General features: G+C 72.9%; 9 protein-coding genes. 1 reads left to right on the top strand and 8 read right to left on the bottom strand.

Annotation, left to right across the window (positions count from 1 at the left end; translation table 11 throughout):
* Nucleotides 1-140: 140 nt before the first annotated feature.
* Entirely contained in the window at nt 141-374 is a 234-nt protein-coding gene (locus tag ACFYZR_RS20135; protein WP_391912391.1) for a hypothetical protein, read from the top strand.
* Nucleotides 375-416: 42 nt separating this feature from the next.
* On the opposite strand, the gene ACFYZR_RS20130 is transcribed toward ACFYZR_RS20135, so the two are convergent.
* From ACFYZR_RS20130 to ACFYZR_RS20095, 8 genes are all read right to left on the bottom strand, one after another.
* A complete protein-coding gene (locus tag ACFYZR_RS20130; protein ID WP_391912052.1) occupies nt 417-1,019 on the bottom strand; it encodes an isochorismatase family protein in 603 nt (200 codons plus the stop codon).
* A 39-nt stretch (nt 1,020-1,058) separates the two neighbouring features.
* Complete coding sequence (locus ACFYZR_RS20125; protein ID WP_391912050.1) at nt 1,059-2,054, bottom strand: GlxA family transcriptional regulator; 996 nt, start codon at nt 2,052-2,054, stop codon at nt 1,059-1,061.
* Nucleotides 2,055-2,126: 72 nt separating this feature from the next.
* Nucleotides 2,127-3,392 carry a Gfo/Idh/MocA family protein gene (locus ACFYZR_RS20120; RefSeq protein WP_391912048.1) on the bottom strand — a complete coding sequence of 422 codons (1,266 nt, stop codon included), beginning with the start codon at nt 3,390-3,392 and terminating at the stop codon, nt 2,127-2,129.
* Nucleotides 3,393-3,466: 74 nt separating this feature from the next.
* The gene (locus ACFYZR_RS20115) at nt 3,467-5,875 is read right to left on the bottom strand and encodes a penicillin acylase family protein (RefSeq protein ID WP_391912046.1); all 2,409 of its coding nucleotides are present in this window, start codon (nt 5,873-5,875) and stop codon (nt 3,467-3,469) included.
* Nucleotides 5,876-5,903: 28 nt separating this feature from the next.
* A complete protein-coding gene (locus ACFYZR_RS20110) occupies nt 5,904-6,884 on the bottom strand; it encodes a TauD/TfdA family dioxygenase (RefSeq protein ID WP_391912044.1) in 981 nt (326 codons plus the stop codon).
* Between the two features lie 72 nt (nt 6,885-6,956).
* A complete protein-coding gene (locus ACFYZR_RS20105; protein WP_391912042.1) occupies nt 6,957-9,893 on the bottom strand; it encodes an amino acid adenylation domain-containing protein in 2,937 nt (978 codons plus the stop codon).
* Between the two features lie 9 nt (nt 9,894-9,902).
* Nucleotides 9,903-10,658 (bottom strand): thioesterase II family protein, encoded by a 756-nt coding sequence (locus ACFYZR_RS20100; protein ID WP_391912040.1) that lies wholly within the window; start codon nt 10,656-10,658, stop codon nt 9,903-9,905.
* The gene (locus ACFYZR_RS20095) at nt 10,648-12,276 is read right to left on the bottom strand and encodes a cyclic peptide export ABC transporter (RefSeq protein ID WP_391912038.1); all 1,629 of its coding nucleotides are present in this window, start codon (nt 12,274-12,276) and stop codon (nt 10,648-10,650) included. The genes ACFYZR_RS20100 and ACFYZR_RS20095 overlap by 11 nt, the downstream gene beginning before the upstream one ends.

The raw sequence follows: 12,276 nt of genomic DNA, 5'->3' as shown, positions 1-12,276 counted from the left end.
GGCGCACCAGGCGACGGTTCAGCGGGCGCGGCGTGGCACACCGGCACCCCCACGCGCGGCCGGACCGCCGGGCGGCGGCACGGTGGAAGAGGAGATCGTCGAGCTGGCGGTCAGGTCGGGGATGCCGAGGATGACGGCACGTGTGCACGTCGACCTGTTGCTGGCCGAGGACGGCAGGCGAGGCCTGGTACCACTCGGTCGTGATCAGCGCGCGGCAGACGCTGGAGACGGCGCGGGCCGCGATGGCGGCGGCGGAGACGTCCGGGCCCGACGGTCCCGTGGGGCAGCGGCTGACCAGGGCGGGGACGTTCCTGGAGCGGATCACCCTGGACATGCTGGAATCGGCCGACCTCTGGCGCACCCTCCTGGCGTGACGGGCCTCATGGCCCTTCCCGACGTCAGCGGCGACGCGTGGATCAGGCGGTGAGGTCTTCCACCCGGGGTGCCACGAGGCCGAACAGGTCGCCGATGGTGGTCAGGGCGGCGGCCTGGAGCGCGGCGGCGGGCAGGGCGATGCCGTCGGGAGCGGCGAGGGCGCGGGTCGCGGTGGCCTCGGCGACGACGGTGGGCCGGTAGCCGAGGTTGAAGGCGCCCTGGGCGGTGAAGGTGACGCACATGTGCGTCATAAATCCGGCCAGCACCAGGTCGGGTCCGCAGCCCAGGTCGCGCAGGGTCTTTTCCAGGCCGGTGGCGTGGAAGGCGTTGGGGAACTGCTTGATCACCACCGGCTCCCCCTCGGCCGGGGCGACCTCGGGGCTGATGGCGCCGATCTCGGCCCGGATGTCGTAGGGGGTGCCCTCGCCACCGTCGTTGACGATGTGAATCACGGGTGTGCCCTGGGCGCGGGCGGCGGCCAGCAGCCGCGCGCCGGCGGCCAGCGCCTCCTCGGCCCCCTCCAGGGCCATGACACCGGTGCGGTAGGTGTTCTGGAAATCGATCATTACAAGGGTGGCGTCGGCGAGCCCGGGGAGCCGGCCGTCCAGGCCGATGACGTCACGCAGCGTCGTGGAAACAGACATGGTTGTCCTCATTGGGGTGCGGTAGGGGTCAGGCCGTGGTCAGGCCGTGGTGGTGCGGAAGCGGCGCCGGTAGGCGGCCGGGCTCGTGGCGATCTGCCGGCGGAAGGCGCGGTGGAGGGTTTCCACCGAGCGCAGGCCGGTGTCCCGGGCGATGCGCTCCAGGGGCCGGTCGGTGGTCTCCAGCAGGCGGCGGGCGGCCTCGACGCGCAGGGCTTCGACGTACGCGGCGGGGGTGGCTCCGGTCTCCTGGGTGAAGACGCGGGTGAAGTGCCGTTCGCTCAGGCACATCCGGGCCGCCAGGGCGGCCGCCGACAGGTCCGCGTCGAGGTGGTCGGCGATGTGCCGGCGCAGTTCGTCGATGTCCCGGCGGGACGCCGGCGGGTGGCTGATCGGCACGCTGAACTGGCTCTGGCCGCCTTGGCGTTTGAGGTAGACGACCAATTGCCGGGCGACCGCGAGCGCGAGGTCCTCACCGTGGTCCTCGGCGACCAGGGCGAGGCTCAGGTCCAGGCAGGCGCTGATGCCCGCTCCGGTCCACACCCTCCCGGAGCGGATGAAGATGGGGTCGGGGTCGACGGTGACCTCGGGGTGGTCGGCGGCGAGCCGGGCGGCGGTGGACCAGTGCGTGGTGGCGGTCCTGCCCTCCAGCAGACCGGCCGCCGCCAGCAGGTGGGCACCCACGCATACGGAGGCGATCCGCCGTGCGTGGGGCGCGGTGTCCTTGATCCAGTCCACGACGTGGGGGTCGGTCCGGGGCCGGGCCCCGTCGGCGTCCGCGTCCACCGCACCGGGCACCAGGAGGGTGTCCACCGCGGTGCCGACGTCGCCGAAGCCGAGGTCGGTGACGACCCGCACGCCCGCGGAGGTGGCCACCGCCTCCCCGGCCCGCCCGGGCCCGGCCAGGCGGACCCGGTAGTCGGCGCGGCCGCCGGACTCCCGGTTGGCCAGCGCGAAGACCTCGGCCGGGCCCGTCACGTCGAGCAGATCGACGTCGGGGAAGACCGCGATCACGACGCGGTGGCTGGTTTCGGACATGCCCCTATCGTCCGCCCCGGCCCGTGCGACCGCAATGACAGGCTTGTGTCACATCCGGACATCCCCCGGCACTCAGCGCGGGGGCGGGACCGGGAGTGTCTCGACGGTGCCGTTCAACCGTGCTCGCTCGGCCGCGAGAACCGCCAAGTGGCTGGCGAGGGAGTCGCGCGGGCCCGACTTGATCCGTGCGGGGTCTCCGGTCGCCACGGCCTCGACGAAGGCGTCCATGAGGCCCGCGTCTCCGCCGCCGTGGCCGCCGGCCGCCGTCATCTCCCCCAGCCGCGGGGGCGTGACGTCCACTTCCTCGCGGGTCAGGAAGTCATGGACCCGGATGGTCTCGCCGTCACCGTAAAGCTCGCCGCGGGTGCCGAAGATCCGGGTCTTGCGGTGGCCGCCCCCGTTGAAGGCGGTCATGGTGAAGGTGGCGGTGGCCCCACCGGGGAACTCCATCGCGACGACCTGATGGTCGACCACGTCGTTGTCGCAGTCGTAGACGCACCGGCCGTAGGGCCCCGTGCGCAGCGCCTCGCCGAGTGCTTGCGGCGTGAAGTCGTCGACGATGACGCTCAGGGGCCAGCGGTGTTCACCGCGGTCGAGCATGCCGCCGTAGAAGTGCGCGGCCGAGTACGGGCAGCTCGGCGCGACCGGGCACTCCACGCATCGGTCGGCCGCCCCGGCGGGCCGGTTGGCCGGGGTGAAGTGCGAGAGGCGGCCGAAGCTGGAGAGGCGCTCCGGCGGCTGCCCCACGATGTACTGCAGCCAGTCCAGGTCGTGGCACGACTTGGCCATCAGCATGGATGTCGCCACGTCGGTGCGGCGCCAGTTGCCGCGGACGAACGAATGGGCCTGGTGCCAGAAGCCGACCGGCTCCAGGTGCTGGATGGTGATGATGTCGCCGAGGCGTCCGGAGTCGACGACGGCCTTGAGTGCTTGCGTGTAGGGGGTGTAGCGCAGGACGTGGCCCACGGCGAGCATGACGCCGGCCTTCTCGACCGCCGTCACGACCCGACGGCAGGATTCCTCGTCCAGTGCCATCGGCTTTTCCAGCATGATGTGGTAGCCGAGGGCGGCGAACGCTTCGGCCGGCTCGACGTGCGCGCGGTCGAGGGTGCAGATCAGCACGGCATCGGCGATCCTGCCGCGAGCGGCGAGCTCCTTCCAGTGCGGCACCGCGTTCCCGGTGGCGATGTCGTGTTCTTCGGCGAACCTGGCGCGGCGCACGGCTCGTGGCTCGGCCACACCGACGACAGTTGCCCGATCGGGGTGCTTCAGGGCCCACTTGGCGTATCCGGTGCCTCGATCGCCGGCGCCGACGACGAGGAGAGAGACAGGCGACATGACGCAACCCTATTGAGTCCCGCGCGCCCGGGGAGGCGCTTTCCGACAGCGCCTCCGCCGCACGCGCCGACGGCCTACGCCGGCCAGGACAGCTCCACCACCTTCAGGTCGGGTGAGGCCAGGATGTCCTTCTCGCAGAACCGTCCGCGCACCCAGGTGCCCGCCGAGTAGAGCTTGGTCTGGTCGGCGTAGTGAGGGGAGGTGGGGTCCGCCGACTGCGAGGTGGTCACCAGGGTCGCCGTGTCCGGGCAGGGATCCTGGCCGAAGGCCACGACCTGGATGTAGCTGGACCCGGTGCGGACGTCGACGTTGCCGCGCCGGGGGTCCCAGACAGGGGTGATCAGGTTCAGCACGCCCAGCGCCTCCGGGGCTCCGTGCATGGCGATCCGCTCGTCCCCCCGGGTGACGGACTGGTGGTCGCCGAGCGGGGCGTCCAGTGGGATGCCCGCGGTGTGCAGTTCCGCCGCCGCGTCGCCGAAGGCCCGCTGCACCTCGGGGCTGGTGGTCCTGAGGGTGTTCGGTGTGGCCACCGGGTCGGCCGGGTCGAAGGGGACGCTCCATGGGCCGCCGGGCACCGTGCCGAGCTTGAGCGCGAACCGCTCGAAGAGCAGGGAGCCCCGGCTCGCCAGGGAGTAGGTGTGGTCCCAGCCGGCCAGCGCCGCGCAGGCCGGGCCGACGTCCACCGGGCCGTTCGACGAGGGCGCCCTTCCGCCGGGTAAGGCGGAGCACATCCGGGCGGTGTCGGCCGCCGCCAGGACGGCCGTCCGGCTGCGGTCGGCGAACAGCGTCCGCTGCATGGACGCCTTGGTGACCCCCTTGTCCTCGAGGGCTTCCTCGACGGAGGCGATGGCCTCGCGGGTGCGCGCCGAACGCGGCGTGCCGATGTCGCCGACGATCCGGGGGTAGCCGGTGATCGGGGCGTGCGGGTTGGCCAGCCATGCGCTGTCGTTGGAGTTGAGCACGTAGTCCTTGCGCTGGAGCGAGGGCAGCCGCCTGGGCGAGAAGAGGCCGGGCTCGATGGAGTCCGGGTCGGTGCCCCAGGCGCAGGAGGACCTGGCGCCGTCGAGCACGGGCACCCCGGTGCGCGGGAAGACCTCCCGTCCCAGGGCGGTGCCGCAGGTCGCGGCCTGCTCGTCGGTGACGTGCGGGACCACCTGGATGTCGCCGTAGAAGGCGTTGCCGGCACGGTCGGTGGCCAGGGTGTTGATCCAGGGCGCGCCCTGGGTGGTGGACAGTGCCTCCTTGACGTCGCCGGTGTCGCGCGCGGTGGCGAAGCCGAACCAGGTGTTCAGGCCCCTGAGGTTGGTGGCGTTGGCGTCGCGCACGGCGTGGACGGTGCTGTCCGTCCAGGGCAGGTCGACGCCCATCGCGGAGGTGAGCACGGGCCCGTAGCGGGTCTCGTACAGGGTCCGCTCGATGGTGGAGAGGGTGCCGTCGGCGCCCTTGACGGTCACCTTCACGGTCCGCGGGGTCATCTTCTCCCGGACGCCGTCCACCAGGTAGGACGTCGGGTCGCCGGGGGCCGGCCGAAGCTCGTAGAGGCCGAACGTGCGGGGTGTGGCGAGGGTGTGGGTCCAGGCGACCTTGTCGTTGTGGCCCTTCTGGACGAACGGGGTGCCGAGCAGCCCGGCGCCGGAGACGTCGAGCTTTCCGGGCACGGTCAGTTGCACCTGGTAGAAGCGGCTGGCGCCGCGCCAGGGGAAGTGCGGATTGCCGAGCAGCACGCTGCTGCTCCCGGCGGCGCCTTCCGAGCCGACGGCTATGCCGTTGCTCCCCTTGCCGTCCGCGCCGAGCGTACGGGCGAGCCCGGCCCGGAAGCGGTCGGCGGTCCGCTCGTCGGCGGGGGCCGGCCCGGTCGCGGTGGACGGCCGGGCCTTGGCGATGCCGTCCGCCAGGGCACCCTGGCCCGTCCAGGACATCAGCGCGTAGAAGAGGCGGTAGACGTCGGTCGGGGTGATGGGCCGCACCCGGGCGGCGCCGTGGCAGGCCGGGTCGGTGATGCCGTCCCGGCCGGTCTCGGCGAGGTAGCGGTTGTAGCCCCGGGCGTAGCCGGTGACGATGTCCCGGATCTCGGGGCGGGGGCCCTTGGGGGCCGGCCGGGCGGCCAGCCGTTCCACCACGCCCGAGTCGTTGATGCGCTGGAAGTGGAGGTCGCTGGTGAGGTTGTCGCTCGCCGAGCTGAGGGTCGTGTCGCCCGAGCCTCCGGGGCCGTAGTAGCGCGATCGTTCGGCTGCGACGGTCAGGAAGTTGTCGGCGAGCACGCAGAGGTTGTCCTTCGCGACCGCGTAGCCGTATCCGTAGCCTAGGCCGGTGAAGTCCTCGGCGAGGATGTGCGGGACGCCGTGTTCGGTGTAGCGGATCGTGGCGCTCGCCCCCGCGGCGCGCTCCACGGCCGCGGCGGGCGGGCCGGGCAGGGCGCTCAGGGTGAGCAGCATCGAACCGATGACCGAGCACAGGGTCCCTCTCATGCGCGTGCGGCGCATGGTCACCACCTTTCCTTGAGGACCGGCCTCAGACCATGACCGCGCCGTTGTGGGTGCGGTGGATCCTGCTGCGCCGGCCGTCCAGGTGTACGAAGATCCGCTGCAGCCAGCGGTCCCTGCCGTCGTAGCGGGGGGTGAAGTCGGCACGCCCGTGCAGCACGATGCGGTTGTCGACGAACACCATCTCGCCGCACTGGAGCTCGACGGAGGCCGAGACGTCGTTCAGGGTCAGCCGCAGCCGCTCCAGGGCCTGCTTGCCCTCGTCGTCCAGTGCGGTCGTGGCGTTGAAGTCGACGCAGATGTTGGGGTCGTCGGGGCTGCCGTCGAGGACCGGGTGGGGCGTGGTGCTCTCCCCGGAGCGGAAGGAGGGCGGCGGCGCCGTGACGAACCGTGCGCGGTGCAGCACCTCCCGGTCGGCCTCGGGGATCAGCGGCAGGGCGTGCCGGATCGAGGCGACGAGTGTGCCGGCGCTCTGCCCGACGGCCTGGCGCAGGCAGGTCAGGCCCACGAAGTCCGGGCGGTTGGGGTGGAAGGCGTTCTCCACGTGGAACTCCAGGGGCACCGATCCGGCGTTGCTCTGGGAGGTCTCCAGGCCCCGGACGGGGACGACGTTCTGGACGAGGGCGCCGGACTTCTCCTCGCGATAGGCGACGAGCTCGCCGAGTTGCAGCCCGACGAGCACGGCCGCGGCGGCGGGGACCGTGGCCTCGCGCTCCACCGACCCCGGGACGCCGGGGGTGTCGGGCAGGGCATCCTCCTCGATGGGCAGGCCCGCGATGACCAGCGTCCCCTGGGCGCCGGGGTCGTGCCGGTACCTGCGGACGGTGTCCAGCAGCCGGGTGGGCAGCAGGCAGCTCAGCTGCCGGGCCCGGGCGAGCCAGCCGGGCTCGTCGACCAGCCGGGGGGACGAGGCCGCGAGGTGCTCGGCCATCGCCCGCAGCTCGAAGCGCTCCGCCTCGGTGAGTTCCAGGCGGTATGTATCGACGTATTCGGCTGCGCGGGTGGACACGCCGTTGACGGTCATCGTGCGTTCCCTTCGTAAGAATTGCCTTTACTGCATGGGGGGGTTGTTCCTCGCGGCTCACGACACCGGAGGCAGGGCGCGGCTGTCGACCTTTCCGTTGGTGGTCAGCGGGATACGGTCGATCGCGACGAAATCGGCGGGAATCATGTAGTCGGGCAGCACCGCCGCCAGCCGGTCGCGCAGTCCGGCGCCGTCCACCGGGCCCTTGACGGCCGGTACGACATAGGCGACGAGGCGGACGAGTCCGGGGCTGGGCTCTCGCGGGACGACGACGGCGTCGCGGACTCCCGGGTGGAGGGCGATATTGGCCTCGATCTCGCCGAGTTCGACCCGGTAGCCACGGATCTTCACCTGGTTGTCGATGCGGCCCAGGAAGTCGAGGGTGCCGTCGGGCAGCCACCGGGCGAGGTCCCCGGTGCGGTAGAGCCTCGCCCGGCGGTCGGTGCCGTAGGGGTCGCGCACGAACCGTTCGGCGGTCAGGTCGGGGCGGCCCAGGTAGCCGCGTGCCACCCCGGCGCCGCCGATGTACACCTCGCCGGGCACACCGATGGGCACCGGCTCCAGGCGGTCCGTCAGGACGTACATGGTGGTGTTGGGGATCGGGGTGCCGAGCGGGATCAGTTCGGTCGTGGGGAGGTCCGTGACGGGCTGCCCGGAGTTGCCGATGGTGATCTCGGTGGGTCCGTACTCGGTGGCCACCCGGGTGCCTGTGGGGCCCGCCAGCTCGGACCAGCGCGCGGCCAGCGCGGCGGAGAAGGAGTCGCCGGCGGCGATCACGATTCCGGCGAGAGAGCGGATCTGCTCGGCGGTGAGCTGGTGGGTGAGCAGGTCCAGGTGGCCCGGGGTCATCTTGACGAAGCTGTAGGGAGCCCCCGCGGCCAGGTGACGGCCCAGGTCGGCGGCGTCGAAGGGCTCGGGCAGCAGGTGGACGGGCTGTCCGGCGAGCAGCGGCGCGAAGAGGTTGGGGATGCCGAGGTCGAAGGAGATGGAGGAGAAGACGGGAGCGCCGCCGCTGCCGTGGGCCACGTACGCGTCGAGGGTCCACAGCAGGTAGTTGACGAGACCGCCGTGCTCGATCATCACGCCCTTGGGCGCCCCGGTGGAACCGGAGGTGTAGATCACGTACGCGAGGTGGGAGGGGGCGACCCGGATGCCGGTGGGGGTGGCGGGACGGGCGGCGACGGCGTCGCGCTCCTCGTCGAGCAGCACCAGCGTGCCCTCGTGGAGGGGTTCCAGGACGGGCCGGTGCTCCGAGGTGGTGACCACCAGGGAGCAGCCGGTGGCCGCCAGCATGCCGCGGGTGCGTTCCAGCGGCAGGTCCGGGTCGAGCGGCAGGTAGCCCGCCCCGGCCTTCCACACGCCGATCAGCGCGGGCAGCAGGTCGGGGGTGCGCCGCAGGCTGACGCCGACGAGGGTGTCGGCCCGGGCGCCGAGGGACACCAGGTGGTGGGCGATCCGGTTGGAGCGCTCGTCCAGCTCCCGGTAGGTCAAGGTTCCCTCGCCGGTGCGCACGGCCACCGCGTCGGGGGTGGCGGCCGCCTGGTCCTGGAGCAGGCCGACGACGGTGACCGTGCCCCGGTCGGCCGAAGGGCCCGCGCTCCAGGTCCGCAGGACCGCCTCCCGCTCCTCGGGGGCCAGGCAGGCCGCGTGGGCGTCGCCGTCCGGCGCGGCGGCCATGGCCTCGAGGACCGTCCGGTACATCCGCGCGAGGCCGTCCACCCTGGCCGGGGCGATCGCGCCGGGGGCGGTGCGCAGCAGCAGGTGGCCGTCGCGGGCGAGTACGTGCAGGCCGTATCCGCTGGTGTCCTGGGCGCCGGCCACGTACTCGACGCGGCCCGGGCCGGCGGTCTCCCGGGGGTCGTGGGCCTCGAACAGCGCGTGGGCGAGCCGTCCCGGGCCTTCGTCGGCGTGGTCCGCGCCGGGCCGGGGGACGTAGCGGTGGTGCCAGCCCTGCCGTTCCCGCTCGCCGACGCGCGCCACCAGATCGCGCCAGGTGGACGCCTCCCGGTCCACCGCGAAGGGCAGGACGACGCGGTGCAGTCGGGTGTCGCAGGCGACGGCGTCGTCGTCCGGCGTCCCCGGGGGCCGGGCCACGACGTCCGTGCGGAAGGCCGGTTCGGCGGTGAGCGTGCTCAGCACCTTGACGTGGGCGGCGAGCAGCACGGTGCGCAGGGGGACGCCGGTGCCGGCCGCGAGCGCCTCGAGCCCGTCGCCCAGGTCGTCGAAGGGGACGGTCGGCTCCTGCGGGCGCCGCTGCCCGTCCGGGGCGGGGGCCCAGGCGCGGGGCAGGGTGAAGGGGGCGTTGTGTTCCGTGAGTTCCCGCCAGTGGCGGCGACCGGCGCGGTCGAGGAGGCCGTCGCGTTCGGCCGCCGCGCAGAGCCCGTGCCGGACCACGGGGCGCCGCCCGGCGGGGCCGGGGTCGAGGAGAGCCCGCCGGTAGCCGGCGAGGAGTTCCGCCAGGACGGCGTCCGCGCCGACGGTCTCGGCCAGTACGCGGTCGAGGGCGACGACGAGCACCCATGCCTCGTCCGGCTCCCGGACGGCGGTCAGCCGCAGCGGAGGCGGGGTGGCGGTGTCGAAGGGTTTGCCGCGCTCGGCGTCGAGGAGCGCGGCGAGCCGCTCCGCCGTGGTCCGGGCGTCCAGGCCGCGGTGGTCGTGGAGGAGCAGGGGCACCTGTGCCTCGGCGTGGGCCCGCTGCAGCGGTTCGGAGCAGGAGACCGGGTCGAGGGAGGAGCGCAGTACCTCGTGGACGCGCGCGAGGTCGGCGGCCGCCGTCTCCAGGGCGTCCGGGGAGAACGGGGCCGGGGGGCCGATGCGCCGGGCGGCGATCCGGGAGCCCTGGGGCGGCGAGCCGTTCGTGAGGAGCGCGGCCTGGGCCCGGGTGAGCGGGTAGGCGTCCACGACGTCGCCGGGGAGGCGGGCGCGGTCGCCGTCGCTGATGAGCGCGAAGGGCGGGACGCCGTTTCCCGGCGCCGTCCGCTGGTGCGTGGTCATGGACCTCTCCTAGGGGGTGACGGGGGCGTGCCGGGGCAGCGTGTCGCGGATGGCGGCCAGGACGTCGGGCGCGGCCGAGTGCAGGAAGAAGTGGTCTCCGGGGAAGAGCTGGAGGCGTGGGCTGCCGGTGGTGTGCTCGCGCCAGCCGTGCAGCGCGGTGGGCGGCACCGACGGGTCGGCCGTACCGCCGAAGACCGTCAGTGGCACGGGGAGGGGCGGCTGGGCGCGGTACTCGTAGGTCTCCAGGACGGAGAAGTCGGCGCGCAGGGTCGGGAGCATCAAGGCCATCAGCTCCTCGTTCTCCAGCAGTTCCCGGGGGGTGCCGTTGAGGAAGCGCAGTTCCTGCCGGAGCTCGGCGTCGGTGGCGCTGTGCACCACCGGCCGCCGGCGGGGCGTACCGGGGGCGGCGGCGCCGGAGACGAACAGGTGGGCGGGGAGCGGGAGTCCGCGCTCGCGCAGCGTCCGGGTCAGTTCGAAGGCCAGCAGGGCGCCCATGCTGTGCCCGAAGAGCGCGAAGGGCCGGTCCAGCGCTCCCTCGATCGCGTCGGCGAGGGCCTTCACCATGGGGCGCAGCCGGCTGATCGGGGTCTCCGTCAGGCGCCTGCCCCGGCCGGGCAGTTCCAGGGCGCAGACCTGGAACCGTCCGGGGGCCGCACCACGCCACTTGTGGTAGACGGCGGCGCTTCCGCCGGCGTACGGGAGGCAGAAGAGCCGGTATTCGGCTTCCGGCCGCAGCTCCTGCCCGGTGAGCCACTTACCGTCCACGGGAGACCTCCTCGCGGATGCGGCCGTAGTCGAGCCGGACGAGCCGGTCCGCGACGTCGAAGTACTGGTCGTCGTGGCTGATCACCACTATCCCCGCGTTCCTTTCCTTCAGTTCGGCGAGGAGTTCGGTGTAGAAGAACTCCTTGAAGACCGGGTCCTGGTCCGCCGCCCACTCGTCGAAGAGGTAGAAGGAGCGGTCCGCCAGGCAGGCGGTGAGCAGCGCCAGGCGTTTGCGCTGCCCCTGGGACAGCGCGGTGGTGGAGAAGCGGTCGTCGACGACGGAGACCTTGTGGTCGAGCTGGAGCCGCCGCAGGTGGTGCTCCGCCTTCGCCGCCCGGTCGGCGTCGGGCAGCCCGGCCAGGCTGTCGAAGAGGAAGAAGTCCGAGAAGACGGCCGAGAAGAGCTCCCGGTACTCCTCGCGGCCGGCGTCGGTGACCTCGGTGCCGTCCACGTGGACGGTCCCCTCCTCCGGCCGGTAGAGGCCGGTGAGCAGCTTGGCCAGGGTGGTCTTCCCGCTGCCGTTCCCGCCGACGACGAAGAGGACCTCGCCGCGCCGGAAGGTGAAGTCGAGCGGGCCCAGGACGAATTCCTCCCCGGCCGCGCCCGGATAGGCGTGGGTGACGCCGCGGAACTCCACCTGCCGCCAGTCGCCGAAGGCGGCCGCGGGGCCGGGGAGCCGGGGTTCCCGGCCCGCGGACTCCAGCCGCTCCAGCCGTTCCTCGATGGTGCGCAGGGCGACGGAGGCCCGGCCGAGCACCGGCAGCCAGGTGAGGACGCCCTGGAGGCTGGACATCATGAACAGCAGCACCATGACGCTGTCCGTCAGCGTCTTGGCCGAGAGGTCCAGCCAGAGGGGGAAGCAGAAGAGCAGCACGCCGATCAGGCCGAAGAAGACGGCCTGTCCGCTGCCCGCCGCGCCCTCGAAGACCGCGAGGCCCAGGACGCCGCTCCTGCGGTAGGAGCGGGCGGTGGCGTCCAGTTGGTCGCCGGCGAGCGCGGTGCGCCGCCGGCGGTCGAGCTTGAGCTCCTTGATCCCCTCGGTGATGGCGCGGAAGTGCTCGAAGAGCCGGTCCTGCTGCTCGCGGGCGGCGCCCAGGTGCCGCAGCCCGTAGTGGGAGAACAGCCGGTAGACGGCGACGCCCAGGGCGGTGGCGACGAGCGAGGCGAGGGCCACGGCCGGTGAGACGAGGGCCATGTACACCAGGCACACGACGACGAAGGCGGCGCTGAAGCACACCATGGGCAGGCCGGGCAGCGCGTCGGCGATCACGACGACGTCGTCGGACAGCGCCGAGTACAGCCGGGGCGTGCCGGTCTTCTCCACGGTGCGCAGCGGGGCGCCGAGGATGGCGTCGATCAGCCGGCGGCGCAGCTGGTAGATCAGGTCCTGGGAGAGCCTGAACAGCAGGTTCTGCGAGCAGAAGCGGGTGACGACGGTGGCCAGGCACAGGCCGGTGAACGCCCAGACCAGCCATGCCGGTATGTCCCCGGACCGGCCGAGGGCGTAGTTGACCACCGCGATGAAGGAGGCGCCGGCCCCGCCGCTGACGACGCTGGCCGCGAGAGCCAGCAGGAAGAGCCGGCGGGAGGAACGCAGCAGGTAGGTGAACAGTGCCAT

It is taken from the genome of Streptomyces sp. NPDC001678, assembly GCF_042892945.1.
GTDB lineage: Bacteria > Actinomycetota > Actinomycetes > Streptomycetales > Streptomycetaceae > Streptomyces.
This window is presented reverse-complemented; position numbering and strand designations above follow the sequence as displayed.

What these genes read in the sequence shown, in the direction of transcription:
- ACFYZR_RS20105 (WP_391912042.1), bottom strand. Translation starts at nt 9,893, where the DNA reads ATGACCACGCACCAGCGGACGGCGCCGGGAAACGGCGTCCCGCCCTTC.
- ACFYZR_RS20125 (WP_391912050.1), bottom strand. Translation starts at nt 2,054, where the DNA reads ATGTCCGAAACCAGCCACCGCGTCGTGATCGCGGTCTTCCCCGACGTC.
- ACFYZR_RS20130 (WP_391912052.1), bottom strand. Translation starts at nt 1,019, where the DNA reads ATGTCTGTTTCCACGACGCTGCGTGACGTCATCGGCCTGGACGGCCGG.
- ACFYZR_RS20095 (WP_391912038.1), bottom strand. Translation starts at nt 12,276, where the DNA reads ATGGCACTGTTCACCTACCTGCTGCGTTCCTCCCGCCGGCTCTTCCTG.
- ACFYZR_RS20115 (WP_391912046.1), bottom strand. Translation starts at nt 5,875, where the DNA reads ATGCGCCGCACGCGCATGAGAGGGACCCTGTGCTCGGTCATCGGTTCG.
- ACFYZR_RS20120 (WP_391912048.1), bottom strand. Translation starts at nt 3,392, where the DNA reads ATGTCGCCTGTCTCTCTCCTCGTCGTCGGCGCCGGCGATCGAGGCACC.